This is a genomic window from Paenibacillus puerhi, from assembly GCF_009846885.1.
In the GTDB taxonomy this organism is placed as follows: domain Bacteria; phylum Bacillota; class Bacilli; order Paenibacillales; family NBRC-103111; genus Paenibacillus_G; species Paenibacillus_G puerhi.
In genome coordinates this window covers 48,527-74,167 of the sequence record NZ_WUWM01000011.1, presented here as the reverse complement: position 1 = coordinate 74,167, position 25,641 = coordinate 48,527, and the positions used below count along the sequence as shown (strand labels likewise).

At 57.1% G+C, this 25,641-nt stretch carries 24 protein-coding genes; 23 read left to right on the top strand and 1 reads right to left on the bottom strand.

Translation table 11 applies throughout. The features are described from left to right. The first annotated feature begins 17 nt into the window (after positions 1 to 17). The 5 genes from GSF01_RS11965 to hrpB all read left to right on the top strand — a co-directional run bounded on the left by GSF01_RS11965 (position 18) and on the right by hrpB (position 4,494). The gene (locus tag GSF01_RS11965; protein WP_159884245.1) at positions 18 to 461 is read left to right on the top strand and encodes a RicAFT regulatory complex protein RicA family protein; all 444 of its coding nucleotides are present in this window, start codon (positions 18 to 20) and stop codon (positions 459 to 461) included. A 141-nt stretch (positions 462 to 602) separates the two neighbouring features. Beyond that, the gene (gene nikR, locus GSF01_RS11960; protein WP_235941419.1) at positions 603 to 1,070 is read left to right on the top strand and encodes a nickel-responsive transcriptional regulator NikR; all 468 of its coding nucleotides are present in this window, start codon (positions 603 to 605) and stop codon (positions 1,068 to 1,070) included. Positions 1,071 to 1,217: 147 nt separating this feature from the next. Further along, positions 1,218 to 1,403: a hypothetical protein gene (locus tag GSF01_RS11955; protein WP_159884241.1), complete on the top strand. Its 186-nt coding sequence runs from the start codon at positions 1,218 to 1,220 to the stop codon at positions 1,401 to 1,403. Positions 1,404 to 1,485: 82 nt separating this feature from the next. Beyond that, the gene (locus GSF01_RS11950; protein WP_159884239.1) at positions 1,486 to 1,950 is read left to right on the top strand and encodes a YmaF family protein; all 465 of its coding nucleotides are present in this window, start codon (positions 1,486 to 1,488) and stop codon (positions 1,948 to 1,950) included. A gap of 27 nt (positions 1,951 to 1,977) precedes the next feature. Then, positions 1,978 to 4,494: an ATP-dependent helicase HrpB gene (hrpB, locus tag GSF01_RS11945; protein ID WP_159884448.1), complete on the top strand. Its 2,517-nt coding sequence runs from the start codon at positions 1,978 to 1,980 to the stop codon at positions 4,492 to 4,494. Positions 4,495 to 4,645: 151 nt separating this feature from the next. On the opposite strand, the gene GSF01_RS11940 is transcribed toward hrpB, so the two are convergent. Then, a complete protein-coding gene (locus tag GSF01_RS11940) occupies positions 4,646 to 4,969 on the bottom strand; it encodes a hypothetical protein (protein WP_159884237.1) in 324 nt (107 codons plus the stop codon). Between the two features lie 231 nt (positions 4,970 to 5,200). Between GSF01_RS11940 and GSF01_RS11935 the strand changes: the two genes are divergently transcribed. The 18 genes from GSF01_RS11935 (at position 5,201) to GSF01_RS11850 (ending at position 25,639) form a co-directional block, all read left to right on the top strand. Continuing rightward, complete coding sequence (locus GSF01_RS11935; RefSeq protein ID WP_159884235.1) at positions 5,201 to 5,941, top strand: hypothetical protein; 741 nt, start codon at positions 5,201 to 5,203, stop codon at positions 5,939 to 5,941. Between the two features lie 189 nt (positions 5,942 to 6,130). After that, positions 6,131 to 6,379 (top strand): HPr family phosphocarrier protein, encoded by a 249-nt coding sequence (locus tag GSF01_RS11930; RefSeq protein WP_159884233.1) that lies wholly within the window; start codon positions 6,131 to 6,133, stop codon positions 6,377 to 6,379. A 180-nt stretch (positions 6,380 to 6,559) separates the two neighbouring features. Beyond that, entirely contained in the window at positions 6,560 to 7,576 is a 1,017-nt protein-coding gene (locus GSF01_RS11925; RefSeq protein ID WP_159884231.1) for an NAD-dependent epimerase/dehydratase family protein, read from the top strand. Between the two features lie 3 nt (positions 7,577 to 7,579). Beyond that, positions 7,580 to 8,650, top strand: coding sequence for a dihydrodipicolinate synthase family protein (locus GSF01_RS11920; protein ID WP_159884229.1), 1,071 nt, complete (start codon positions 7,580 to 7,582; stop codon positions 8,648 to 8,650). 5 nt (positions 8,651 to 8,655) lie between these two features. Beyond that, on the top strand, positions 8,656 to 9,342 hold the full coding sequence (gene sdaAB / locus GSF01_RS11915) for an L-serine ammonia-lyase, iron-sulfur-dependent subunit beta (protein ID WP_159884227.1): 687 nt from the start codon (positions 8,656 to 8,658) through the stop codon (positions 9,340 to 9,342). Continuing rightward, positions 9,339 to 10,328, top strand: coding sequence for an L-serine ammonia-lyase, iron-sulfur-dependent, subunit alpha (gene sdaAA, locus GSF01_RS11910; protein ID WP_159884225.1), 990 nt, complete (start codon positions 9,339 to 9,341; stop codon positions 10,326 to 10,328). The genes sdaAB and sdaAA overlap by 4 nt, the downstream gene beginning before the upstream one ends. After that, positions 10,321 to 11,556 (top strand): M20 metallopeptidase family protein, encoded by a 1,236-nt coding sequence (locus GSF01_RS11905; RefSeq protein WP_159884223.1) that lies wholly within the window; start codon positions 10,321 to 10,323, stop codon positions 11,554 to 11,556. The genes sdaAA and GSF01_RS11905 overlap by 8 nt, the downstream gene beginning before the upstream one ends. 42 nt (positions 11,557 to 11,598) lie before the next feature. After that, a complete protein-coding gene (locus GSF01_RS11900) occupies positions 11,599 to 12,969 on the top strand; it encodes a GGDEF domain-containing protein (protein ID WP_159884221.1) in 1,371 nt (456 codons plus the stop codon). 14 nt (positions 12,970 to 12,983) lie between these two features. Further along, entirely contained in the window at positions 12,984 to 13,853 is an 870-nt protein-coding gene (locus GSF01_RS11895; RefSeq protein WP_159884219.1) for a sugar phosphate isomerase/epimerase family protein, read from the top strand. A gap of 57 nt (positions 13,854 to 13,910) precedes the next feature. Next, positions 13,911 to 14,828: a Gfo/Idh/MocA family protein gene (locus GSF01_RS11890; protein WP_159884217.1), complete on the top strand. Its 918-nt coding sequence runs from the start codon at positions 13,911 to 13,913 to the stop codon at positions 14,826 to 14,828. Positions 14,829 to 15,271: 443 nt separating this feature from the next. Then, complete coding sequence (gene helD / locus GSF01_RS11885) at positions 15,272 to 17,635, top strand: RNA polymerase recycling motor HelD (protein WP_159884215.1); 2,364 nt, start codon at positions 15,272 to 15,274, stop codon at positions 17,633 to 17,635. Between the two features lie 201 nt (positions 17,636 to 17,836). Beyond that, positions 17,837 to 18,751 carry a YihY/virulence factor BrkB family protein gene (locus GSF01_RS11880; protein WP_159884213.1) on the top strand — a complete coding sequence of 305 codons (915 nt, stop codon included), beginning with the start codon at positions 17,837 to 17,839 and terminating at the stop codon, positions 18,749 to 18,751. A gap of 207 nt (positions 18,752 to 18,958) precedes the next feature. Continuing rightward, positions 18,959 to 20,020, top strand: a complete 1,062-nt coding sequence (locus tag GSF01_RS29635; RefSeq protein WP_235941417.1) for a polysaccharide deacetylase family protein — start codon at positions 18,959 to 18,961, stop codon at positions 20,018 to 20,020. 229 nt (positions 20,021 to 20,249) lie between these two features. Then, complete coding sequence (locus tag GSF01_RS11870; protein WP_159884211.1) at positions 20,250 to 21,182, top strand: ABC transporter substrate-binding protein; 933 nt, start codon at positions 20,250 to 20,252, stop codon at positions 21,180 to 21,182. Between the two features lie 98 nt (positions 21,183 to 21,280). Next, positions 21,281 to 22,273, top strand: a complete 993-nt coding sequence (locus GSF01_RS11865) for a FecCD family ABC transporter permease (RefSeq protein ID WP_159884209.1) — start codon at positions 21,281 to 21,283, stop codon at positions 22,271 to 22,273. Further along, positions 22,270 to 23,271: a FecCD family ABC transporter permease gene (locus GSF01_RS11860; protein ID WP_159884206.1), complete on the top strand. Its 1,002-nt coding sequence runs from the start codon at positions 22,270 to 22,272 to the stop codon at positions 23,269 to 23,271. Before GSF01_RS11865 ends, GSF01_RS11860 begins: the two co-directional genes overlap by 4 nt. Positions 23,272 to 23,301: 30 nt before the next feature. Beyond that, positions 23,302 to 24,888, top strand: coding sequence for an AraC family transcriptional regulator (locus GSF01_RS11855; RefSeq protein ID WP_159884204.1), 1,587 nt, complete (start codon positions 23,302 to 23,304; stop codon positions 24,886 to 24,888). 88 nt (positions 24,889 to 24,976) lie between these two features. Further along, positions 24,977 to 25,639: a deoxynucleoside kinase gene (locus tag GSF01_RS11850; RefSeq protein WP_159884202.1), complete on the top strand. Its 663-nt coding sequence runs from the start codon at positions 24,977 to 24,979 to the stop codon at positions 25,637 to 25,639. The last annotated feature ends 2 nt before the right edge of the window (positions 25,640 to 25,641 follow it).

The following is a 25,641-nucleotide window of genomic DNA, read 5'->3' as shown; positions in this document are numbered from 1 at the left end:
AGGGGCGTGCGAGCGAAATGGCGGAGCAAAAATTTACGGATTGCGGCATGGAATTGTACACCAATACGGAAATGATCGTCAGCGAGGACATTTTGGCCAAAGCGAAGGAGCTGGCTGAGATGCTGTCGGCTTCCAATGAGGTTCAATTTTTTCAACAGGCGGAGAAGCAGATCGCAGGCAATGACCAGATTCAAACGTTGATCAGCGCGATCAAGAAGAAGCAGAAGGAGATCGTAGCCTTCGAAACGTTTCAGAACCAGAAGATGGTCGATAAGATCGAAGGTGAAATCGACACGCTTCAGGATCAGCTCGATTCGATCCCGATCGTCAGCCAATTCAAGCAATCCCAAGAGGATATCAACTATTTGCTTCAGCTGGTGATGGGAGTTATCCGCGATTCGATCTCCGAGAAGATCAACGTAGAAGAGGGCGAAGTCGCAAGCTCTGGCTGTTCGGAGTAAGCGGGAGCGCCGCGAAGCAGGTGTCCAGGGGCAGTCGCCAAGAGACCAAGGCCTTCCATCTGTCGGCATGACGGAGGAAGGTCTTTTTGCCTGCGGTCCGTTATGTTAAAATGGGCAGCAGAGATGCGAGTTGACGGAGTGATGCCAGTGGAAAAAGATATATTGACTCGCTTTGGCGTATCGATGCCAGAGGAGCTCGTCAAACAGTTCGACTTGTACTTGACGGAGCAAGGGTATACGAACCGCTCGGAAGCGATCCGGGATCTGGTGCGGCGGGTGCTGCTCGAGCCGGGAGGGCTTCAGGCCGATCGGCCGGTAGCCGGGACGATCGTCATGGTGTACGACCATCATGTCTCCGATCTCCCACTTACGTTGATCGAGCTGCAGCATGATTATCATCATCAGATCATTTCGACGATGCATGTGCATCTCAATCATCATCAATGTCTGGAAATTTTGGTCGTCCGCGGGCAGCATGCCAAGCTGCGTGAGCTGAAGCAGCGTATTCAAGTACTGAAGGGCGTGTATTACGCCGAGCTATCGGTTACATTTCTCGAACAGCATGACGGCGCTGCCGAGCATGAGCACAGTGCTCATAAGGATGGATGAGGGGTCTGATCTCGCTAGGCCAGTATCCTGTCAACAATTTGTCATGGATCGGGAACAGATTGTATAGGTTTCGAGTCGGAATTGTGGTATTTTGGTAATCGTCAGGGGCCAAGGTCCTATCGTGAAGTAAAGGGGTATGAGAGCCGTATGGCAACCATTATCATGCTGATTTGTTTGGTTATTATGGGTACATTTTTCAGTCTCGCGTTTTTGTTTATTTTTCAGAAAAAAAAGGCTATGGTGGTGCTGATGCTGGTACTCGGCCTGATCAGCTCGTTTCTGTTTTATTATTCGATCTATAAAGGCTGGATTGAGCTGCCTGTCAAGGGCTAGGGAAACGGGCTAGGCATGATGGGATCTCCTCTATGCGTATACTGGGATAATCAGATCAGGATGCCGGAAAAGGGGAGATCGGATGGAGGCTCGGCGGGAAGAACAGAGCGGACAGCGTGGGATAGGGGAAGGCCCGAGTCAGACTTCGGAAGCTCCGGCCTTAGCGCATGCGCATTTTTTTTCGACGGTGACGGGGGTTACCCTCGAGCACGCCCATCCGATGAATTTGTTCACCTATCCGGTCAATGGCAATTCTAGGGACGGACACGTCCATAACTTCCAGGGATACACATTGGTTGCGGACGGGCATTTTCACCGGTTTGTCGGTATGACCGGGCCGGCGGTCGGTTTGCCTAATGGCGAGCACTACCATAGAATTATTTCCAAGGTGGATGATGAGCCTTTTCTTTTTCAGGGCAATTTTTATGTTACGGTGCTTTCGATTCCCCGCCATGTGCACTCCTTTAACGGAGTGACCAGCCGAGGGATCGGATATGACATCGATCCGGTGAGCTTGGAGCCTCGATCAGGCCGCAAGCTTGAATAAGGCAGGGGGCAAGCAGAAGTGATAGAGCTGGATGCACGACCGATAGACGGGCTGCTGCCGGAAATCCGCAGCACGCTGGCACAGCATACGAGAGCGGTACTTGTCGCGGAGCCGGGAGCAGGCAAAACGACGCGGGTACCGCTCGCTTTATTGGAAGAGCCGTGGCTGCAGGGAAGGAAGCTGCTGCTGCTGGAGCCAAGACGGCTTGCAGCCAAGGCAGCGGCTCGCTACATGGCGGAAGCGCTTGGCGAGCAGGTCGGCGAAACCGTCGGCTACCGCGTAAGACTGGAGACAAAGGTGAGCGCCAAAACGCGGATCGAAGTTATTACGGAGGGCGTGCTCACCCGGATGCTGCAGCATGATCCGTCTCTGGAAGAAGCGGGACTGGTGCTGTTTGATGAATATCACGAGCGAAGTCTGCAGGCCGATCTCGGACTCGCGCTATGCCTGGAGGCGCAGGGGGCGCTTCGCGAGGAGCTGCGTCTGCTGGTCATGTCCGCTACGCTGGATGCGACAGCTGTGTCCGAGCTCATGACGGATGCGCCGGTGCTTGTGAGCCAGGGGAGGAGCTACCCGGTGGAGACCCGGTATGCGCCGCCGCTTCGAACTCATGAACGCATCGAGCAGGCGGTTGCCCGAGTGATCGAGACGGCTTGTGCCGAGGCGGAAGGGGATGTGCTCGTGTTCTTGCCCGGCGCGGGGGAAATCCATCGTGTCGAATCGATACTTGCCGGCCGTCCCGGGCTGGCCGGCATCCGCATAGCGCCACTGTATGGGATGCTATCCCCGCAGGGGCAGGAAGCGGCGCTGCGGCCTTCGAAGGGCGGCGAACGCAAGATTGTGCTGTCCACGCCGATTGCCGAGTCCAGCCTCACGGTGGACGGAGTGCGCATCGTGATCGACAGCGGATTGACGCGGTCGCCGCGGTTCTCGCCGCGCACGGGGATGACGAGGCTGGAAACGCAGCGCGTATCCAGAGCTTCCGCGGATCAGAGAAGAGGGCGCGCAGGCAGGCAGGCCCCCGGAATATGCTACCGGGTCTGGACGGAGGCGGAGGATCGGCTGCTGAGCGAGCATCGGACACCCGAGATTGCGGAAGCCGATCTGGCACCGCTGGCGCTGGAGCTGGCGGTCTGGGGCGTCGCGGACCCGTCCGCGCTCCGCTGGCTGACGCCGCCGCCTGCGGGAGCCTACGCGCAGGCCCGGGAGCTGCTGCGACAGCTTGGGGCACTGGATGCGGGGGGAGCCCTGACCGCACACGGACGTCGCATGGCGGACCTGGGCATGGAGCCCCGCCTGGCGCACATGACGCTGAGAGCCATCCCGCTCGGGCTGGGGGAGGCTGCCTGCGAGCTGGCTGCCCTGCTGCAGGAACGGGATTTGTTTCGCGGAGGAGCGGGCGGAACGGATGCGGATCTCGGGCAGCGCTACACAGCGCTGCGCGGATTCATGCGGGAAAGGCAGGGAGGCGCTGCCCGGCCGGGAGCGGACGATGCGGCTAAGCGGCGTGTCGTCGACGAAGCGGCACAATGGAAGCGCAAGCTGGGGCTGGGACGGGAAGCGGGGGCGGAGGCCGAGGCCCGGACAGGGCTGCTGCTGGCCTTCGCCTTCCCTGACCGCATCGCGCAGAATCGCGGGGACGGACGCTTTCTGCTCAGCGGGGGCCGGGGGGCGGTGTTTGGCCGGACGCAAAGCTTATCGCTTGCCCCTTTCCTCGCCGTGGCCGAGCTTGACGATCTGGGGACGGACAGTCGGATCCTGCTGGCCGCACCCATCGCGGAGGACGAGCTATATCGGCATTTGGAGCAGGAAATGTCCAAAGAGTCGGTCGTCTACTGGGACAGGCAGGTACGGAACGTAAGAGCCCGCCAGCGCGTAAGGCTGGGAGCGCTTGTACTGAAGGAAACGGTGTGGGAAAAGCCGGATGCGGAGGCGATGCTGGCCGCACTGCTGGAAGGCGTACGGATCGAAGGACTTCAACTGCTGAACTGGTCGAAATCTGCCCTTCAGCTGCGGGAACGCCTATCTTTCATGCACCGGCATACGGGAGACAGCGGCTGGCCGGATGTGTCGGACGAAGCTCTCCTTGCTACGCTCGAGGAATGGCTGGGTCCTCATCTCTACGGGATGAAGCAGCGAGAGGAGCTTCATCGGCTGCAGCCGGCTGCTTTGCTGGAGGGCATGCTGTCCTGGTCTCAGCGTCAGGCGCTTGACGCCCAGGCGCCTACTCACTGGATCGTGCCAAGCGGTTCCCGGATTCCGATCGATTACAGCGATCCCGACGCCCCGACGCTGGCTGTGCGCCTGCAGGAAATGTTCGGCTTGCAGCAGACGCCGCTTCTGGCTGAAGGGCGGGTCGCGCTGGTGCTTCACCTGTTGTCGCCGGCTCACCGGCCGGTGCAGGTAACGCGGGATTTGGCGAGCTTTTGGCGCGAGGCCTATTTCGAGATCAAGAAAGATCTGAAGGGACGCTATCCGAAGCATGTGTGGCCGGATGATCCGCTGGCTGCGCTCCCGACAAGCCGAGCGAAGCCGCGCATGTAGGTTGTGGAACGGAGCGGGATCCGTAGCCACTTCAAGCAGTTGACGAGTCGGCGAGTTGGCGGATCCCGAGGCGGTCATCCAGCCCGGAACGTCAAAAAAGACTGCCCATCCGCTAAAGGAGGGCAGTCCATTCCGACTGTGGTTGCGATGCTTATTTGACCCGGTAGGAATAGCTGGAGCCTTGGCCTGTCCGATACAGCCACCAGCCTCCGAGAATCATAGCTACGGAGATCAGCAGGGCGATAAACTTCGGCAGCCAGTAGATCAGCAGAAGGAGACCGGCGAACATGCCCAGGCCGCTGCAGATCTGCTTAAAGGTGTTGTCCGCTTCCCGCCAAAACCGATATCCGAAAAATAGCAGGGCGAAAGCGAGTGCGTAAGAAATCAGCGCCCACAGTGCTCCCCATACGAATACCGAGCACACGCCCAGTAGAGCGAGGGCTATGCCCCCGATGGTTCTTCCGTTCCATTTCATCTGTTCTTCACCTGTCCTTTGTTCGATCCTTACTTATACGTTCATTGTAAACCATTTCATCCGTTTCGAAAACCGTCTGAAGGCTGACGTCCGGCTGGACCTTGGTCGAGGGCGGAGCTGGATCCGGTACTTGGCTGTGCCGCGATTCGGTATACTTACTACTAAAGTTTGGCCGCGTTTAAGAGGAGAAAGCCGGAGCTTGGCATTCAGGCGGAAAGGGTGAGTCCATCGATGACAGTTGCTCGTAAAGCATACATGCTGCTGCTGCCGGGGCTTGCGACGGCTCCGGGATTTATGGACGCGATCGGGGGAGAGATGACCGAGAGGCTGAGCAGGCTTGGCGTCCAGACCCGGGTCGAGCCGCTATTCCCCTACGGGGATTGGAGCCGTCCACTCATCGCACAGCTGGCCGAGATTGCCTATGATCTGGCTCTGAGCCCCAGTAGGTATGAGCGGAGCATCGGAGCCGCGCGCATAAGAGAAAGGCTGATGGATGGCGTGCAGGAGAGGCTGGGCGATAGGGAGGGCAGCGATCCCGTCGAAGTGCTGCTGCTTTGCCACAGCGGCGGCGGCCTGGCAGGATTGCATGCGGCGCGGTGGCTGCACCGGCGCGAGGCCTCCGTCCGTATCCGATGCATCCTCGTCGGCGCGCCCAAGTGCCGGGTTACGCCTGAGGAAAGGGAGGACGTGCTGGTTATGGAAGCGGCACGGGCTGACCGGAGACTTTCCTTCGGCGATCCGGTAGCTCTGCTGGGCAGCTGGGGCGGCTGGGAACGGCCGTCAGGCGTGCGGCTGCGTTGGAGCCGCGACAAGCATGCGCCGGCTGCGAGGGTCGAGCTTCCCATCGTAGGCGGACATCCCGACTATTTCCGCGGATATGCTCCGTTTGCCGATACGGCGGGGGTAACGAATTTGATGAAGACGGCCGCTGGCATCGAGCTGTGGCTCACCGGGCGATGGAAGGCGGAGTAAGGATAGCCCGAACAAGAGGTCCTTCGTGCTTCCGGCAGGAGAAAGGCGACCGACCTCGAATAATAGGGGATAGAAGCAAGCGAATGACGGCATGGCAGCGGGTATCGGATACGCGCCGCTGCTCGTCCCTTTCGTCTTGCATACGATAAGGAAAAGATGAGGGTTACGGCTCGGTGGAGGTTCGGTGGGATGAGGGTACATGAGGTGACGGTCAGACGTTCGTTTGAGTTTCAGGATTGGCAGCTGCTATCCCAGAAGGCTAACGGCTTCAAGTCCGATATTATTCTGCTTTGCGAGGATCTGGAGATTAAGCTGGATGCCAAAAGCGTGCTGGGGATGATGATCATGCCGCTGCGAGAGGGCACCAGACTGCGGATTCAAACACGCGGAGGCGACGAAGAGGAAGCGCTGGATGCGATGTGCGAGCTGCTGGAATAGGAGGCCCGGCCAAAAAGCGCCGCGGGTACGAAAACGTACCTGCGGCGCTTTTTTGGCTTTAATCGATGTGTATTAAAGACTTTTTAAAGTCCTGTCTTTTAATGAAACTGACCGTTATCATAGGGGATGAGACACACACACAACGTTATAAAAATGCTCGTAAAGAAAGGGAGATTGTTCATGAAAACGATTCAAGAGCTAGAAGCGCGCATGGCGCAGCCATCCCCCGAGCTGATCCGCGACCTGGCTTCTGTCGAAGGCGATATCATGCTGCTGGGCGTAGGCGGGAAGATGGGACCGACCCTGGCCCAATTAGCGGTTAATGCCATTAAAGAAGCAGGCCTGAACAAGAAGGTAATCGGAGCCTCGCGCTTCTCGAACGGAACGCTTCGCGAGGAGCTGGAAGCGATCGGCGTGGAGACGATTGCCGTCGACCTGCTGAATGACGAGGCTTTGCAAGCGCTGCCTCATGTGGACAATGTACTCTACATGGCCGGCAATAAATTCGGCACGAAGGGCAATGAGCACTTCACTTGGGTGATGAACGCGTATCTCCCCGGCCGCGTGGCCGAGAAGTATAAAAACTCGCGTATCGTCGCATTCTCCACAGGTAACGTTTATCCGCTTACTCCGGTGAGCCAGGGAGGGGCAACCGAGGAGCAGGCCACCGGTCCGGTCGGCGAATACGGCCAGTCCTGCCTGGGACGCGAGCGTGTCTTCGAGCATTTTGCCCGCAAGTACAACACGCCCATGACGATCTACCGGTTAAATTATGCGATCGATCTCCGCTACGGAGTGCTGCTGGAAGTCGCGAAGTCCATCAAGGCAGGCACGCCGATCGACGTGACGATGGGTCATGTGAACTGCATCTGGCAGGGAGATGCCAACGAGATTGCGCTTCGTGCGCTGACGGTTTGCTCTACGCCTCCTACGGTCCTGAACGTGACCGGTCCCGAAACGATCTCGCTGCGCCGCGTAGCGGAATCGATCGGCGCGCGGATGGGCATCGAGCCGGTCTTCACGGGCCATGAAGCGCCGGATGCGTTGTTAAGCAATTCGGGTAAGTGCAATCAGCTGTTCGGGTATCCTAAGGTTAGCCTCAATCAGATGCTGGATTGGGTGGCCGGCTGGGTAACGGAAGGCGGCGAGATGTGGAATAAACCGACTCATTTCCAGGAGAGAAAGGGGAACTACTAAGCGATGAGCACAGCCAGAGCACTTGCCGAAACAAAGCTTCGGGCGCTGCACGAAGGCTTGGTCATTCCCGCGCATCCGCTTGCCCTGAACGAGGAGCGGAAGCTTGACGAGCGCAGACAGCGGGCGCTGGCCCGATATTATGTGGAAAGCGGAGCGGGCGGTGTAGCCGTAGGCGTTCATTCCACCCAGTTCGAGATTCGGAAGCCCGAGGTCGGGCTGTTCGAGCCGGTGCTGAGGCTCGCAGCCGAGGAGATCGATAAGGCGAACCCGGACCGTCCGTTTTGGAAGGTAGCCGGGATATGCGGACCTGCCGATCAGTCTGTCGCTGAAGCGACTCTGGCGGCGGACCTTGGGTATGACGCCGGTCTGCTCAGTATGGGCGGGCTGCCCGGCTGGACGGAGGAGCAGCATTTGGAGCGCGCGCGTGAGGTTGCGTCCGTGATTCCGATCATCGGCTTCTATCTGCAGCCATCGGTAGGCGGTCGCTTGTTCAGCTACGCCTTCTGGAGAGCCTTTGCCGAAATTCCGAACGTCATCGCGATCAAGATGGCGCCGTTCAACCGCTACCAGACGATCGACGTCGCCCGGGCGGTGATCGAATCTTCACGGCGCGATGAGATCGCGCTCTATACAGGCAATGATGACAATATCGTAAACGATCTGTTTACGATCTACCGGTTCCCCGTGGACGGCCAGCCGGTCGAGAAGCGGATTGTCGGCGGTCTGCTCGGGCATTGGGCAGTCTGGACACATAAGGCTGTCGAGCTGCTGGAGGAAATCAAGGAGGCTCGCAAGGATGAGCGTATCGCCCAGGAATGGCTGACGCGCAATATCGAGGTAACCGACAGCAATGCCGCGTTCTTCGATCCGGCGAACGGCTTCCACGGCTGCATCCCAGGCATACATGAGGTACTCAGGCGCCAAGGGCTGCTCGAGGGGCGCTGGTGCCTGAATCCTGCCGAAGAGCTGTCGCCGGGGCAGATGGAAGAGATCGACCGGGTGTACAGAAGCTATCCGCATCTGAATGATGATGATTTTGTCGCTGCCCGGCTGCAGCGCTGGCTGGAGGGATAAACGGCATGCGGTTCAAGGACGTCTTCTCCATCATCGGTCCCGCCATGATCGGACCGTCCAGCTCGCATACGGCCGGCGCCGTTCGCATCGGTTTGGTCGGCCGCAAGCTATTCGGAGGGCAACCGGACAAAGCTGAGATCGTCTTCTACGGTTCGTTCGCCGACACGTATCGCGGGCATGGCACGGATTTTGCGGTGGTCAGCGGGCTGCTCGGCTTTGCGACCGATGACGCGCGTATTGCAGACGCGCTGGGAGAAGCCGCGAGATCGGGCATGGAGCTGTCGATTCGCACGGGCGCCGGACTTATTTCTCACCCGAATACGGTGGATCTGAGTCTGTCAGGCGGTACGAGAACGCTGTCTCTGCGCGGCGTCTCGATAGGCGGAGGCAATATCGAAATTCAGGCTGTTGACGAGCATCAGGTGTCGTTCTCCGGCGAATACCCGACTCTGCTGATCTACCATGACGATCGTCCGGGCGTTCTTGCGGATGTCACCCAGCTGTTTAAGGAGCAGGGGATGAATATCGGCTATATGGATGTCGACCGCACCTCGCGCACCGGCCGGGTGATTACGGTCATCGAAGCCGATCAGCGGTTTGAGGAGCCTATGATGAAGAAGATTGCCGAGGTGGCGCATGTCAGGCGCGCTGTCGCTATCGATTTGAAGGAAGATGAGGGGAAAAGGCCATGATGGTTCGTTCCTTGCGAGAATTAGCCGAACGTTGTATGCTGGAAAATAAGACCATCGGATCCTTGATGCTGGACGATCAAGCGAAAGAAACCGGCCGCAGCCGGGAGGAAGAATTCGCCCAGATGACCCGTTATTACGGGATAATGAAAGAAGCGGTGCGCAAAGGACTGACGGAAGATACGACCTCGCGCAGTGGGCTCACCGGTTTGGATGCCCAACGGGTGACCGCCTACGCCGCAAGCTCCGTCCCTCTGTTAGGGGAGGAGGCCTGCCGCTCTATGGCTTATGCGCTGGCCGTATCGGAGGTCAACGCCTCGATGGGGCGGATCATCGCTACGCCGACGGCAGGCTCCTGCGGCATCATCCCCGGCGTCTTCATCAGCTCGCAGGAGCGGTTCGGCTGGGACGACAAGCACATGGTATACGGCTTGTTCGCTGCGGGTGCGATCGGGTATGTGATCGCCAACCGCTCGTTCGTCTCAGGAGCCGAGGGAGGCTGCCAAGCCGAGGTCGGCTCCGCTATCGGCATGGCGGCCGGGGCGCTGGTCGAGCTGCGCGGCGGAAATCCCGAGCAAGCCGTGCATGCGGTAGGCTTGGCGCTCAAAAACACGCTTGGCCTGATCTGCGACCCGGTGGCCGGGCTAGTCGAGGTTCCGTGCATCGTGCGCAACGGCTTCGGAGCGGTCACGGCGCTCGCGGCCGCGGATATGGGGCTGGCCGGCGTGCGCAGCGTCATTCCTTCGGATGAAGTCATCCAGGTGATGTATGAAGTGGGATCGGCGATGCCTGAGAAGCATCGGGAGACGGCCAAGGGCGGTCTGGCCCAGACGAAAACCGGCAAGAGCCTGATGCAGAAGCTGTACAAGCGAGGCGGGCTGTCCCCAGGCACGCCGGAACCGGCGGCTGGTCAAGCAGAGGAGCGACCCGAGCTTATGCATGTTTCAAATCCGGCTGCCGCGGACAAGGGGGGAGCCGTTCATGAGTAAGGTGCTTACCTCTCAGCATATCGCAGAGCTCCGCGCCTACGCCGAGAGGCTTCACCCGGAGCTGGTGGACCTGCGCCGAACGCTTCACCGTTATCCCGAAACGGCCTTCGAGGAAGAGAAGACGGCTGCGCTTGCTGCGAGCCTGCTTGAAGAAGCGGGGCTTGCGGTAACGACCGGGATCGGTCGAACGGGCGTGGTGGCGGAGCTTCGGGGAGCTGTTCCCGGTCCCACGATAGCTTTGCGGGCCGATATGGACGCTTTGCCTATCGGCGAAGAAACCGGGCTGCCCTTCGCGTCCGAGCGTGCCGGCTTCATGCACGCCTGCGGGCATGACGTGCATACCGCCATTCTGATCGGCGCGGCGCGTCTGCTCGCGGCACACCGCCATTTGCTTGCGGGCACGGTCCGGTTCATCCTGCAGCCTGCGGAGGAGATCAATGCCGGAGCTAAGGCGATGCTGGCAGACGGGGTGCTCCGGGATGTGGACTCGATCTATGCGCTGCATAACCTGCCGACCTTGCCCGCCGGACAAGTAGCCGTCCGACAAGGCCCGATGATGGGCTCCGTCGACCGGATCGAGCTTGTGATCGAGGGTAAGGGAGGCCACGGGGCCATACCGGATCAAAGCATCGATCCGATCGTGGCCGCATCGGCTATCGTGATGGGACTGCAGACCGCGGTCAGCCGCGAACTATCGCCGTTCGACTCGGCCGTCGTCACGATCGGCAGTCTGCTGGCGGGTGAAGCGAACAACGTGATTCCGCACCGGGCGCTGCTGACCGGTACCGTACGAACCTTCTCGCCCGAAGTGCAGGAGCTGATGCCGGAGAGGCTGAAGCGGCTCTCGAGTCATATCGCCGAGGCCTACCGCTGCAAGGCGGAGCTTCGGTATATTCCGCAGACTCCGGTGCTCGCAGGCGATGCTCGCTGCGTCGAACAGGTAGAGCGGGTAGCCCGGACTCTGCTCGGAGAGGATCGTCTCAAGGAAGCGCAGCCCACGATGGCGGGCGAGGATTTCGCAGTGTTCCTGCAGCATGTACCGGGCAGCTTGTTCTGGCTCGGATCGGGCCCTGCTTCGAGGGCGGAGCAAGCCTTCGGGCTTCATCATCCCAAGTTCGTAGTCGATGAGGCCTGCCTCGTGGAGGGTGTACTGATGATGGCTGCGCTTGCGCTTGAGGAAAGCGGGCAATGGACGGAGAGAGGCCGGCCGCATCAGGCAGCCGACTAGCTCGTCCCTTGTCCCAACAAGAGAGGAAAGTGTTGGTGAACCATGTCTGATCTGCTGCGGCCCGTTCCACAAGAGAAGGGGATTCCCATCGCCCTGATCGGTCCCGAACCGATGATACCGGTCATGCTTCAGGCCATTAAGTCTTTTCCATCGTTTCTCCCCCTTACGGGAGCCTACGCAACGCTTGCGGAAGCGGTTGCACTTACGGAAGAGCTGATGCCGCTCGCCGAGGTCATTCTGTATTCCGGACCGCTTCCTTATGAGGTATGCCGGGAACGAGTGCATTGGCGCATTCCGGCCTTGTACGTCCCTTTGACGGGCGCCGGCTTGTATCGGTCGCTGTTCCGGATCGAGCGGACGTACGGGCTCAAGGCGCTATCGGTCGATTCTTTGACGGAGCAGCTGTTCGTGAGGACGTTCCGCGAGCTGGGGCAGCCGCTGCCTTCCTTAAGCTTCTACGGGGAGGGGCGCGCTACGGATGTCGAGGCGCTGATCCGGTTTCACAAAGGCCAGCAGTGCGGTGGAGGAACCGTAGCTTTAACGGGTCTCAGGTCGGTTGCCGAGGCCTTGACGCTGGAAGGTTATCCGTGCGAATGGGTGCTGCCTACCGAGCAGGACATCATCGTCACGCTGGAGAGGGCTCTGTTATCCACCGAGACGCGTAAAAGCAAGGAAGCGCAGATTGTCGTCGGGCTGATCAATATCGACGGCTTCCGCAAGGCGGCCGAGCAGCGCAAGTCGGAGCATGACGTGCAGCGGCTGAAGCTGGACATCCATCGGATGATGCTGGAATATGCGGAGACGCTGGAGGGACATGTGACATCCCTAGGGGGAGACGAATATTTGTTCGTGACTACGCGCGGGACGTTCGAGCGCCACACGGGGGGATATAAGTTTATTCCGCTCGCCAAGTCGGCTCAGAGCTCGCTTGCCCTGTCGCTCAGCATCGGCGTCGGCTTCGGCCGCTCGGCCAATGAAGCGGGGTCGCATGCCCGCACGGCGCTGCGCCAGGCCAAGGAGGCCGGAGGCAATCTTTGCTTTATCGTTCGCGAGGATGAAAGCGTCATCGGGCCGCTGGAGATGTCCGAGCCGCTTGAGGCCGAGGTATCTCTGCTCGACGCAAGCTTGATCGAGAAGGCGGAGGCGGCGGGGTTGACGCAGCTTTATTTGTCCCGCATCGTAGCGCAGATGACTCGTACCGGCAAGACGGCCTACAATGTGCATGAGCTGGCTGCCGTGCTCGGCGTGACCGTGCGCAGCACGCATCGGCTGCTTACCCAGTGGATGGATGGCGGCCTCGTGCTCGTAAGCGGAGAGGAACGCGGGAAGGCCAAGGGAAGACCGAAGCAGATCTACAGGTTTGCTTGTCTGGAAAGCCTGCTTCGCCATGAACCATATCCGAAGGAACGATAGGGAGGAAGCTTATCATGAAATTGGGACTCAGCACTTACAGCCTGCACCGCTTGCTGCATACGAATGAAATGTCGCTTACGGACGCGATCCGTTGGGTGGCGGAGCATGGAGGAGAGCATGTCGAGATTGTTCCCCTCAGTTTTAACTTACTGGAAAATCCCGAGCTTATCGACGATATTCGCCGTACGGCGGAGGAAGTCGGCATTGAGATATCCGGTTATTGCGTAGGTGCTAACTTCGTTAAAGCCAGCGAGCAAGAATACGAACAGGAAATCGAGAGAACGCTCAAGCATGTCGACATCGCCCATCGGCTTGGCGTGACACGGATGCGTCATGACGTCGCCTCCCGCCCGATCCTGGAGACGACGCTGGAGAACTTCGAAGCCGACCTGCCGAGGCTGGTCCAGGCCTGCCGGCTTATCGCGGATCATGCCGCTGCATGCGGAGTGACAACCAGTTTGGAGAATCATGGATTTTATGTGCAGAACAGCGAGCGCGTCCGTCGGCTGGTGATCGAGGTGAACCGGCCGAACTTCAGAACGACGCTGGACATCGGCAACTTCCTTTGCGTCGACGAGGACCCGGTTAGCGCTGTTATGAATAATGTGGCATACGCCTCAATGGTGCATCTGAAGGACTTCTACCGCCGCCCCGCTTCCTTCAATCCGGGGGAAGGCTGGTTCCGCTCAAGCCACGGGGCTTATTTGCGCGGGGCCATCTTCGGACAGGGCGATATCGACACGCCTGCTGTGATCTCGGCGCTGAAGAGCTCGGGCTATGACGGTTATGTCTCTCTGGAGTTCGAAGGGATGGAAGAACCGCGTACCGGGGCGCGCATTGCGCTGGAGAATGCGCGGCGATTATGGGAGGAAGCGTCCGTGTAATCCCAGAGCGCAGACTTTCGATTTCCGATGGAGAGGGAGGAAAAGAGATTGACAAGCATGGAACAACCGATTCGTATCGGCATGATCGGACTGGATACCTCGCATGCTCCGGCTTTCGCGGAGCTGTTCAACGATGCTACGCATTCCTATCACGTGCATGGAGGCCAGGTCGTGGCTGCCTATCCAGGTGGCTCGGCGGATTTTCCGCTCAGCATCAATCGGGTTGCGGGCTTTACCGCCGAACTGCGCGAGAAGTACGGCGCAGCCATCTTGGACTCGCCTGAAGCGGTGGCTGAGCAGGCGGATGCGATTCTGCTCATAACCGCAGACGGTCGCCTGCATGAGGAGCAATTCCGGGCCGTCGCGCCTTACGGCAAGCCGGTATTCATCGACAAGCCGTTGACGGTCGATCCTCAGGCTGCCGAGCGTATCTCCGAGCTCGCGGAGCGTCATCGCATTCCCGTGATGAGCGCATCGGCACTGCGCTATGCGGAGGCATTGACGGTATCGCTGGACTCCGTGGAAGATGGCGCGGAGATCCATGGCGCGGACTGCTTCGGTCCTATGCAGATCGAGCCGACGCAATCCGGCTTCTACTGGTACGGGATCCACACGGCGGACATGCTTTACCGGATCATGGGACCGGGCTGTTCGTCGGTTTCGGCGGTCAGCTCCGGCGACAGCGATTCGATCGTGGGGATATGGGAGGACGGCCGGATCGGTACGATACGCGGCAGTCGCCGTCCCGGACAGTCCTATGCGGCAGCCATTCATACGACCGCCGGTACGAAGCTGTCTCATATGGCCAGTCACGCCAAGCCCTACTATGCGAGTTTGTTGGAGCGGGTGATCCGCATGTTCAAGACGGGGCAGTGCGACGTAAGGCTGGAAGAGACGATAGAGATCATCAAGTTTCTGGATGCGGCCAATCGAAGTGTTGCTACGGGGGGTCAGGTTAAGTTGAATTCCAGATAAAGCTTGCGAGCGTATTCCTTTGAGCTTTTTCTCCGCCCGCTGTTGCCTTGCGGCTGACAGCGGGTGTTTGGCATATCCAGGCATCCCTATTTGTTAAGCGCTCTGAATACGAAAGAAGCCCCTAGATAAGCCAGCGGCTAAATAGGGAGCTTCAGGTTTGTCTCGACAAGTCTATATTCAGAAGCCATACGGCGTGTCGGAAAAATGCGAAAGCTGCGCTTGCCTGGGAAATAATCGCAAGAAAATTTCCTTATTCGGCCCCAACGGGGAAACGCATCCCGAGCAAGTCATCGAGGTTGGAATTGATTTACATACTCATTCATGATAAAATAGAAAAACTACGCCCAAAAAATAAATTTTGGACGTAGATCACATAAATATCTTATCACAATCCAATAGCAATTGTCAAGAGATCCTATTGATTTGGTAAAGGAGCACAAGAGATGAGGTCGAACGTACACCCGGATTGGTTGGAGGAGCAGGAACGTGTGCGTGAGGTAGCGGGATGCATCCGCGAGCGGATCGCTTTGCTGCAGGAGCAGCTCGGCGAGGTCAGGACGGAAATCGTCACCATCCGCAAAGAATTTTGGGATGATGTGACCGTCAACTTCGAGGATGCGGCGGAAGCGGCCGAAACGTTTGCAAGTATGAAGCAGCAAGCCGAGGTTCTATCCGAACGGGAGCGGAGCCACCGCCATGCGCGAGCGCAGCTTGACGTGCTGGTGCGCCTGAAGGATACTCCCTATTTCGGACGCATTGACTTTGTGGAGCAGGGTGAGACGGCTTCGGAGCGCATTTATATCGGGATCGGGTCCTTGCTTGACGACAGCGGGGAAACCTTCCTGATCTATGATTGGCGAGCTCCTGTGTCCGGGATGTACTATGACTTTGCCCCGGGAGAGGCGGCTTATGATACGCCGTCGGGTTCTATCGAAGGAGTCATGGAGCTGAAGCGCCAATATATCATTCGCGACGGGGAGATCCGCAGTCTGTTCGACACGGGGATTACGATCGGCGACGAGCTGCTTCAGCAGGTTCTGGGCAAGCAGTCCGACGCTCAGATGAAGAGTATCGTCGCTACGATCCAGCGGGAACAAAACCAGGTGATCCGGGATACGTCCAGCCGGCTGCTTGTGGTCCAGGGGGCGGCGGGAAGCGGCAAGACATCGGCCGCTCTGCAGCGCGTGGCTTATCTGTTGTACCGTTACCGTGAGACGCTTAGCGCTGAGCATATCCTGCTGTTCTCCCCTAACCCTATGTTCAACAGCTACGTTTCTACCGTGCTGCCCGAACTCGGAGAAGAGAATATGCAGCAGACGACGTTTCAGGAATATGTCGAGCATCGGGTGGGAGCGGCTTTCCAGGTCGAAAATCCGTTCGAGCAGCTTGAGTACTCGCTGACGGCCATGATGCAGCCTGAATACGAAGCCCGCAGGGCCGGCATTCGTTTCAAGGCCAGTATGGCGTTTCTGGATGTAATGGAAGCCTACGTCTCGTGGTTGAAGACCGACGGGATCGTATTCAAGAGCATCTCCTTCCGCGGTAGGGAGCTGTTATCCGCAGCCGCGATACGAAGCCGGTTCTACGCGTATGAATCGAACTGGTCGATACCGAACCGACTGCTTGATCTGGCGGAATGGATGCGGCAGCAGCTTAAGCAATTCGCCAAGGCCGAACGCCATGCGCCGTGGGTCGAGGAAGAGATCGAGCTGCTTGACAGGGATGCTTATCTGGAAGCCTATAACCGGCTTAGAGGGCAAAAACAGTACACCGAGGACACCTTCGATGACTTCGAGAAGGAGAAGGCGACGCTCGCGGCTATGGTCGTGAATGAACACTATAAGCCGCTTCGCCGGGAGGTCAAGCGACTTTCCTTTGTGGATCTGCCGGCCACCTATATGGCATTGTTCCAAGATCCGCATCTGGCCGGCAAGATTGCCCCGCATGCGGCGATTCCCGAAGAATGGCCGGCCATCTGTGCGGATACGGCCGTACGGCTCGCAAGCGGTGAGCTTCCTAACGAGGATGCCACGTCGTATGTGCTGCTGAAGGATCGTCTTGAGGGCAGCCACCGTAATCTGAAGGTTCGCCATGTCTTTATCGATGAAGCTCAGGATTACTCCCCTATACAGACTGCATATTTGCTTCAGATGTTCCCCTCCGCGAGATGGACGGTGCTCGGAGACTGGAACCAGGCGATCCATGTTCAGGCGGCTGAAAGCGACGGCTTCCGCGATCTGGTGCAGCGGTTCGGTGAGGAACGCACTCAAACCGTGATGTTCAGCAAAAGCTACCGCTCTACCCGGCAAATCGTTGATTTCACCCGGGGCATGATGCCGAACGGAGCTTCTATCGAGCCGTTCAACCGCGACGGGAGTAGACCGGTCGTTACCGTGGCTGCAGATGCCAGACAGCAACTGGAGCTAGTCGTGCAGAAGCTGGAGGCGCTTCGAGAAGAAGGCCATTCTACCTTGGCGGTGCTATGCAAAACCATCGAAGAGAGCCGTTCGGTTTACGCCTATCTGAAGGACCGGCTGCCGGTCAGGCTGGTCGGTATGGAGACCGTGACCTTCGAGCAGGGCATGGTCGTCATCCCCGCCTATCTGGCTAAAGGCGTAGAGTTCGATGCCGTCCTGCTTTATAACGCTTCACAGGAAAGCTATGGCCGCGAATCCGAGCGGAGGCTGTTCTATACCGCATGTACGCGAGCCATGCATGAGCTTCATCTTTACTGTACGGGCGAGTTCAGTCCCTTCATCAAGGATGCGCCAGCCGACACGTATTCGGTTGTCCGTATGGACGCCTAGGCCGAGTAGAAATAACCGCTCAGTTACCGAGAGTCTCTCACCGATACACACGCCCAACTATCGGTCTTTACGTTAAGCCGGTTCCCCTGGAACCGGTTATTTTGCGTCAATATCCGCGAATTCGGTTATTCTTGAATAAAATTAGCATTCCGGCCCATGCTGGTAAAAGCCGGGAACTGGACAGGAAGGGGAAGGACGCTTATGAAAATTTGGGATTTCATACAAACGATTATCTGTCGTTTTGAAGACGATGATTTGCCGGCCTTGTCGGCCCAATTGACGTATTACCTGATTTTATCGTTTTTCCCGTTTCTGATCTTCTCAGGAGCGGTACTTAGCTTTACCGATATCGGTACGACCGATGCGATCGAGAGACTGGCCCTGATTTTGCCGGAAATGTCCTATCGGATGATCGCAGGCGTATTGGATGAAATCGAGGGGGCGAAAAGCGGATCGCTGCTTTCCTTTGGTCTTATTGCGACGGTCTGGTCGGCCTCGAATGGAGTCAATGCAATTATTAAGGGCATTAATAAAGCCTATGACCAGGAAGAAAACAGGCCCTTCTGGCTTGTTCGGCTGCTGTCCTTATTGGCTACAGTAGGGCTTGCTGTAGCGATTATGCTCAGCTTCGTTACGCTGGTTTTCGGAAAGATGATCGGGGAATGGATTTACAAGCTTGTACATATTGAGTCGGATTTTTCGCTGCTGTGGGGAGTGCTTCAATATGTCATTCCTTTGGTCGTACTCTGGATATTATTCGTGCTTGTCTACGCCTATTTGCCTAATGTGCGATTGAAATTCAAGGGAGTGATTCCGGGAGCGGCCTTTGCCACGTTCGGCTGGATAGCCGTATCCCTGTTGTTCTCCTTTTATGTCAATCAATTTGGCAACTACACCAAAACCTACGGCAGTCTCGGGGGGATCATCGTCTTACTGATCTGGCTGTATCTGTCGAGTATGATTATTTTGCTCGGCGGGGAGATCAATGCGACGCTCCATTTTATGCGAACGGGACAGACAAAGCCGCCGTGCAAATCCTTCGCCTTGTCTTTTCCCTTTTTCGGCAAGAAAAAGAAGGAGAACGGAGAGAAGAGGGAGAAATCTAAATCCAAGTAGTTTTGGTTAAAGGATAGTTTATTAGTTGGATAAATAATTAATGATATGAAATATTTACGGGGTTCGGTTTGGGAGGGTAATCGCTTCTTACCCTTCTTTCCGGGATCGATTATTTGTCGGCCGAAGAAAGTAAAGCGCTTCCATGTATGTTCGGAGGAGAAACGGGATATATATAGGCCTATAGAATGGGGAAGGGGGCACTGACCCATGAACCGATGGTCGGTCCACATCGCTTGTCTACTCACCGCTCTCGTTATTTTGCTCCAAGGCTGTTCCCTGGTAGCTGTCGACTCTAAGGAATATGCCGATCCGGATATGCCCGCTCTACATGTCTTTCAGCCGCATTCCTCCCGAGAGACCCGTCATGAACCTAACGGGCGTGAAACCTCCGTTCATGAACCGGGTTCGTCAGCTCGCTTCAGCGCCTTTACAGGCGAATCCGAACTGGCCGAGCCCGTGCTCGCAGGAGCTCTACCCGTCGGGGTAGAAGAGCCTGAAAGGCCCAAAGAGGTGGAACCAGCCCCCGGAGGGTTGGCCGAAGCAACAGGTCCGAAGGCAATCGCGGCCGAGCCCGTCAAGACGCTGCAAGCCGAAGCCGCCTCCGAGGCGCCGGTCATTGCGATACCGGTGCTTAACTATCACAGCATTGGCAAGAAGCCGGGCAGCACGCTTGTGCTTGACCCGGAGCTATTGGCCAGCCAGATGGCGTATCTGGCCAAGGAAGGTTATACGCCGGTCACTATGGCTGACTTTATGCTCATCCTAGAGCGTAAAAGCGTCAAGCCGGATAAGCCGGTGCTGCTCACCTTCGATGATGGCTATACGGATAATTATGAGCTGGCTATGCCCATTCTGAAGCAATATGGCTTTCCCGCGACCTTGTTTATGTCGCCCGGAGCGGTGGGGGAACCGGGGTATGTAACCTGGGAGCAGGCCGGGGAGATGAAGGAAGCGGGATGGGATATTCAGCCGCATGGCATGACGCATCCGAGGCTTTCCAAGCTCTCTGCCGCGAGACAAAGGGAAGAGATCACGGAGGCCAGCCGGCTAATCGAAGAAAAGCTTGGTGTTAAGTCCGTGGCGTTCTGTTACCCGTATGGGGACTTCAACAAGGAGACGCTGGCGATCCTGAAGGAACAGGGCTTCCGATATGCTTTCACCATCGAGCAGGGCTTGGCTACCTCCAGGCAAGCGCCTCTTCAGCTTAAACGAATCTACGTGAATGGACAGGACAGCTTGAAGCAGTGGGCGAGCAAGCTGGATGGTTAGCGTGTTCGTCGTGTACGACGGCGAATCCGTCTATTCGTATCTCGAAAGTGGCAGGACCGTCCGGTGGAGTGACACGGGCGGTTTTCCCATTTATGGGTATTCAAAGGGCATGGACTGACACGAATTAGGACATGAGATCGGTGAGTTTGTGCATGGACAAATATTAAGCCCGTCCAGTATTCTTGGTTAAGAATAATTATCATTATCATTTTCATAGGGGGCTTATATCATGTTGGCACGAATGTTGGGCAGCTATCGGAATTACTGGAAACCGCTGGTTGTCATGGCGGTTTGTTTATTCATCATCGCGGGATGCGGGGCAACCGCGTCCAAGGGTGAAACCCGTTCTTTACAAGATGCGTACGGGGACGTTCATATTCCAGTCCATCCGGTTCGTGTCGTCGTCCTTGACGTCGGGGCGCTTGACAACCTGCTGAAGCTGGGGATCAAGCCCATTGGAGCTCCATCTATTCTGGCGCCTGGAGAGCCATATCCCGCTTATCTCAAGGGCACGGAGGACATCGAGAATATCGGATCAGTCAATGAACCGAATCTGGAAACTATCGATCGTCTGAAGCCGGACTTGATTATAGGGAACAAGGACACGCATGATCAGATTCACAAGCAGCTGTCTCAAATTGCCCCAACGGTTTTCGTCGAAACGCTTGGCGTCACTTGGAAAGCGAATCTGCTGATTCATGCAGAAGCAGTCGGCAAGGCCAGCGAAGGAAAGAGGCTGCTGGACGAATACGATACGCGGATTAAGGAACTGAAGACCAAGCTGGGCGATCAACCGAAAAGCCCGGAAGTCTCGGTCATTCGGACGCGCAAAGACAAGGTCCAAATTTATCTGAACGAAACCTTCAGCGGCGTCATACTTGCGGATGCCGGGATCAAACGTCCGAGTGCCCAGTCGGGGAAAGGCTTTTCCAAGGATTTGACGGATGAACAGATTGCGGAGGCCGACGGAGATTTCATCTTCTGGTTCACGCGGGACAAAGGCAGCTTTGAACGGCTTCAAAGCATTCCGTTATGGGCCCCGTTGAAAGCGGTCAGGCAAAACAAGGTTCAGCAGGTGGACTGGGAAACTTGGATGAGTGGACTCGGTATTCAGGCCGTCCATAAGGTCGTCGACGATCTGTACCAATATTTAGTCAAGTAATCGCATTCGACTTTACGTCAAATGCCTGAATGCGGGTTGTCTCCATAGACAACCCTTTCTTTGTGAATAATGGGTTTCGTACATGGAGGGAGGCTTGTATGTCAAAGCTTAAACTGGGGGGAATGGGGATTATTCTCATTCTCGTCGTAATCACGTTTATGGCCAGCTTGGCATTTGGTCTTGTCGGCGTTAGCATGCATTCCGTATCAGACGCTTTCTTGGCCTTTGATGGCTCCAACGAACAGTTGATTGTCAGAACGGTCCGTCTGCCCAGGGCTTTGATCGCGGGCATGGTCGGCAGTTCATTAGCCGTGGCCGGAGCCGTGATGCAGGCGCTCGGCCGTAATGCCTTGGCGGGGCCCGAGCTATTCGGAGTGAATTACGGTGCGGCGCTCGCCACTGTAATCGCGCTGTTCCTGGTGGCGGATGCCTCGCTCCAGACATTCGTCTGGTCTGCGCTCCTTGGCGCTGGTGCAGCGGGAGCGATCGTATTTCTGCTCGGTTCCTGGGGAAGAGAAAGGCTGACATCCGTCAAGCTGGTGCTGATCGGAGCGACGATGAATCTGCTGCTGGCATCAATTACCCAGGGCGTGCTTATCCTGCACCAGCAATCTCTCGATACGATGAGATTCTGGCTGGCAGGCTCGCTCACGGGGCGTGATCTGGAGCTGATGCGCATGGTCCTTCCATACATGTCAGCCGGGCTGCTAGGCGCCCTGCTGTTGGGCAAACAGATTAGTCTGATCAGCCTAGGCGATGAAGTTGCCCAGAGTCTGGGCCAGCGGTTGTTTGCGACAAAAGCTGTATGTATCGGTGTTATCCTCCTGTTGGCGGGAAGTGCCGTTGCCCTTGCCGGGCCAATCGGTTTTGTAGGTCTTGCCGTTCCTCATATCGCCCGATTTTTAGTGGGTACTGACTACCGGTGGATATTGCCTTATTCCGCGCTCCTCGGAGCATTGCTGCTCATGCTTGCCGATATTGGGGCGCGCTTCGTACTACCCTCCCAGGAAGTTCCGGTTGGAGTAGTGACTGCTTTTTTTGGAGCGCCATTTCTTATCTACCTGGCGCAGAGGAGGCAGAGCGCCGCATGAAGGACTGGATCCAGCGAAAACGTTGGCAGCTCTGGCTAGTTTTGCTGGCAGCTGCGAACCTAACGGTAATCGTGTTTAACCTTGTCATGGGGGAGCGTGAAATACCGGTTATCGATGCAGTGACGACGGCGCTAGGGCTCGGCAGCGGTGAATACCGATTTACGGTGATGAACCTGCGGCTGCCCCGTGTCGTGGCCGGCTTTCTGGTCGGAAGCGGGTTAGCCGCTTCCGGTGTCATCCTGCAAGCCGTCACCGGAAATCCTCTTGCCTCGCCCGGAGTGATAGGGCTCAACGCGGGAGCGGCAGCGGCGGCCGTTGCCGTTATTGTACTCGTTCCGTCCTTCCCTGCAGCCGGACTTCCCTTTGCTGCATTCGCAGGCGCATTACTCGCAGCCGTCTTGATCTATGTATGTTCATGGAGAAGAGGAAGCTCGCCATCTCGCATGCTGGTTGTCGGGATCGGCATATCTGCGATGGCCGGGGCACTCATTACCTACCTGATGACCATCGGCGGTATTTTCCGTGTAACGCAAGCGGCCATCTGGATGGCGGGCAGCTTATACGGTCGATCTTGGGAACAGGTTGGGCCGCTGCTGCCCTGGATTCTTGTCTTGGTACCGCTTGTTCTCTTCATGGCTGCATCACTCGACGCCATCCAACTGGGAGAAGCTGCGGCCGTAGGGCTGGGGGTGCCCCTCGAACGGACGCGCGGTGCGCTGGTTCTGATTAGTGTCGGCTTGGCAGGGGCTGCCGTATCCGTAGCGGGCACCGTCTCGTTCGTCGGCCTGATGGCTCCGCATTTGGCCAGACTTTTGGTCGGAAATCGAAGTGTCAGGCTGTTGCCTGCTGCCGCGCTGATGGGCGGCTTCCTGGTCCTGCTTGCCGATCTGATCGGCAGAACCGCGTTTCCTCCCTATGAGATTCCCGTCGGTCTTGTCACTGCTCTTATCGGGGCGCCTTTTATGATCTATTTGCTGCTGCGGCGCAAACCTATATAATGAACAATAGGTTATGTAGGGGGAAGGTTGGTGCAGGCAGCTATGTCTTCGTCTCACAGGGAAGTCGATTCTATCTATATGTTTTCGTCCGTTCGCAGACGAACATTTCCCCATACACCGGAGGCGCGGGTTTACCGCGTCCCGGTGTATATGCTTTGTTTGATTACGAAGGGTGAGGCCGTGCTGCTCTTGGATGGAGAGGTTCGCCGAATACGTCCGCTGGAGCTGTATGTGCTTGTGCCCGGCATGATGATCGAGACGACCGCACAGTGCGGTCCGATACAGGTTGCCGCTGTGTTATTTAAGCCGGTTGTGATCATTAAAAAGAGGGGAGAGCTGGTCGTCCAGGATGCGCCCGGACTGCATGGAAATCTGGCTGCAGGACTCGTGCCCCTTCGTCATCCCCAGCAGGTGTTGGACCGAATCGTCCAGTTGGAGAAAAACAGCAGGCATCTTGGGAGGGCAGGAGCGTTTACGCTGCGTCTGCAGCTGGAGACCCTGATCTACGGACTGACAGACGAGGGGACAGAGCCGGCGGACCGCGGCGATTCCCGCATCGCACGAAGCATTGCTTATATGGAAAGCCATTACGACGGCAAGATCAGCGTGGACGTTCTGGCTCGCATTGCGGAAATGACTTCTGCCGCCTATTCCCGGCTGTTTAGGAAAGCAACGGGGCTTCTCCCCCTCGATTATGTCAACCAGTTACGCATCGACAAGGCCAAGCATCTGCTCCGGCAAGAGGATAGTCGCGTCAAAGAGGTATCTGCTTCTGTCGGCTTCCGGAGTGAATTTTACTTCAGCCGGCTGTTTCAGCGTAAGGTCGGTGTCGCACCTACACTATATATGAAGCGGGACAAGCTTAGAGTGGGAGTTGCATCTTCGCTAGGCTACAGGGACTACTTGCTTTCGGTAGGGATCGAGCCGGTGTATTCGGCGGATTTATACCTTTATCCAGGAATGGACCCGAATGAGTATCAAGCTCTCTTCGACCATCAGCTGCGTAAAATGTCGGAAAGCCGTCCGGATCTCATCATCGGCGATCATTACCATACGGCCTTTCAGGATCAGCTTAGGGCTGTCGCTCCGCATGTATTCGTCGATTTTCAAATATGGGATTGGCGGACCAACTTCATAAAAATCGCCGAGCTGGTAGACCGGAGACGGGAGGCGGAGCAAGCGTTGGCCCTTCTGGAGCTGCGCATCACGGATGTCCGTCAACAATTAAAAACGATGCTAGGCAGCGGCCGGGTGACGGTCATGCAGGTTAGCCATAGGGCGGTCAGCATACAGGGGAGGGTCCATCATCCGCTGAACGAGCTTCTATACGGGGAGCTTGAGGCAGCTCCTGGCGGACAGGTGCCTGAGGATACCTGGAGATGGGAGATGCCCCCGGAGTCGCTGCCTGTCCTAGAAACGGAGCATCTGTTTATCCAGAAGCATCATATTCGTGCCGGCAGCGAAGAGGTATTTGAGCGAATGAGGCGGACAGCTGCTTGGAATGCCATTCCGGCCGTTAGCCGGAATCAAGTGAGATTAATTCCCAATTGGTTTGTGATGAGCTGGACGCCGAGAGGCAGGAACCAAATTATGGATTTCCTCATTTCGCCTGAATAGGAGCTCCCGCCGTATGCTTTTCCCTGTTATAATAAACAGGTTTCATCTTGTAGTTCATCAGGAAGCTTGCAGGAGGAGAAAGGGGATAATGGCTGTGATTGTGGTGGGAGGAATGATCGGGCTCGGGAAGTCGTCGGTAGCTACGCTGCTCGGAGAGGCGCTGAGATCCGAGGTGTTTTTGGAAAGCGTAGACGATAACCCGATACTGCCTTTATTTTATACGGCTTCACCGGAAGAAATCGACAGAAAGCGATATCCGTTTTTACTGCAGCTGCATTTTTTGAACACCCGGTTTCGGGCCATCAAGAAGGCGTTGGTCCACGACCGCAACGTGCTGGACCGCAGTATCTACGAGGATTGGTATTTTGCCAAGGTGAACGTTCAGCTCGGACGAATCAGCGATCAGGAGTTTGCTATCTACGAATCGCTCGCTGACAATATGATGGAAGAGCTCGCCGAGCTCCCTAAGAAAGCGCCTGATCTGATGGTCTATTTGAAGGGATCATTCGAAACGGTGATGGAGCGGATCGGGCTCAGGGGACGCAGCTTCGAGCAGGATCAGTCCCTTGTCGATTATTATCGGCTGCTGTGGGCGGGTTACGACGACTGGGTGATGAAGCACTATAACGCTTCAGAGGTATTGGTAGTCGATATGGACCGCACGGATATCGTCCATCGTCCGGAAGATGCCGCATGGCTTGTGAAGGAGATTCTGGAGCGGCTTAGCCGGATGAACGTCCAGCTCGTCTGAGT